The sequence below is a fragment of the Streptomyces sp. UH6 genome (assembly GCF_013421635.1).
Taxonomy (GTDB): domain Bacteria; phylum Actinomycetota; class Actinomycetes; order Streptomycetales; family Streptomycetaceae; genus Streptomyces; species Streptomyces abyssomicinicus.
In genome coordinates this window covers 1-1,411 of sequence record NZ_JACADT010001241.1, presented here as the reverse complement: position 1 = coordinate 1,411, position 1,411 = coordinate 1, and the positions used below count along the sequence as shown (strand labels likewise).

Sequence of the window (1,411 nt, the reverse complement as noted above, 5' to 3'; positions counted from 1 at the left end):
CGACGCCCGCCAGGCCTCCCGCGGCCCGTTTCGGCCGCCCCGTCGGTGGCGCCGGGTCTCAGGACGCCGCCGGGTCTCAGGACGCCGCCGGGTCCTCCCGGGCGTCGTCCAGGTCTTCCCGGGCGTCGTTCAGGAGCTGGAACAGGACGTGGTCCTGCCACCGTCCCGCGATCCGCAGGTACCGGGGAGCCACCCCGAAGGGCGTGAAGCCGTTGCGGCGCAGGACGCCCTGCGAGGCGAGGTTGTGGAGCAGGGTGCCGGCCTCCAGGCGGTGCAGCCCCATGTCGTCGAAGGCGAGCCGTACCGCCTCGGCCACGGCGGCGGTGGCGAGCCCGCGGCCACCGGCCTCCTCGGCCACCCAGTAGCCGAGCGAGGCGGACCGGAAGGCCCCGAGGACGACGTTGTTGACGCTCAGGCGGCCGGCGATCCGGCCGTCGCCGTCCAGGATCAGCAACGGGACCATCACCCCCCGGGCGTACAGGTCCAGGCTCTCGGCCAGCACCGCGCGCTGCCCGCCGGCGGTGAAGTAGGCGTCCGCGCGCACGGGTTCCCACGGGCTCAGGAAGGCGCGGTTGCGGGTCAGGCAGGCGGCGAGTTCCTCCGCGTCGTCCAGGGTGGCGAGGCGGGTCACGGGCGGCGTCACGGCAGGAGTCCTTCCAGCGAGCGGCGGTGGCGGACGGCGGGGCGGCCGTCGAGGAGGAAGCGGCCGGTCGCGGTGAAGCCGGTGCGTTCCAGCACCCGGCGCGAGGCCAGGTGGTCCTCGTGGGTGACGGCGGTCAGCGCGCGCAGCCCGTACGCCGCGGCGGCGGCCCCGCACACCTCCCGCACGGCGGCCGTGGCCAGACCCCGGCCCGCGTACCGCTCGGCCACCCGGTACCCCAGCTCCGCGGAACCGTCGGCGGGGTCGACGTCGACCAGGTTGACCCGGGCGGCGATCTCCCCGGCGTCGCCGAGCACGACGTGGAAGTGGCAGACGCCCTCCTCCTGCTCGGCCAGCAGGGCGCCGTGACGGTCGGCGAAGTGGGCGAAGTAGGCGTCCCCGCGGTCGGGGACGGTGCGGGCGAAGTACGCGCGGTTGTCCCGTTCGAAGGCGAACAGGGCCTCCGCGTGGTCGGCGCGTAGGCGTTCGAGGGTCGGCATGCCGGGAGCGTACGCCGGGTGAGGTGGGGTCTTAGGCCCGGTGGACGGGACTTAGGACCCGGTCGCGTCGTCGGCGCCGCGCTCTAGGACAAGAGCCGGGGCAAAGATCGGGCAGTCTCCCGATGTGGGGGAGGGCCCTTGGAAGCGAAGGTAGTGATGCGAGGAAGTCGGAGACAACGAGGGGAACAGATCATGTTCGAGTACGAAATCCAGGAAGCCCGTGGCAACGAGCTGAGGCAGCAGGCGGCGCGGGTGCGGCTCGCGAGGGCGG

General features: G+C 73.9%; 2 protein-coding genes. Both read right to left on the bottom strand.

The window, feature by feature from the left end; genetic code table 11:
• Positions 1–76: 76 nt before the first annotated feature.
• On the bottom strand, positions 77–643 hold the full coding sequence (locus tag HW445_RS30930) for a GNAT family protein (protein ID WP_308800223.1): 567 nt from the start codon (positions 641–643) through the stop codon (positions 77–79).
• Positions 640–1,140, bottom strand: a complete 501-nt coding sequence (locus HW445_RS30925) for a GNAT family N-acetyltransferase (protein ID WP_180224094.1) — start codon at positions 1,138–1,140, stop codon at positions 640–642. The genes HW445_RS30930 and HW445_RS30925 overlap by 4 nt, the downstream gene beginning before the upstream one ends.
• Positions 1,141–1,411 lie beyond the last annotated feature (271 nt).

Bases quoted from the DNA above. Each gene is read 5' to 3' on its own strand.
- HW445_RS30925 (WP_180224094.1), bottom strand. From the start codon at position 1,140: ATGCCGACCCTCGAACGCCTACGCGCCGACCACGCGGAGGCCCTGTTC.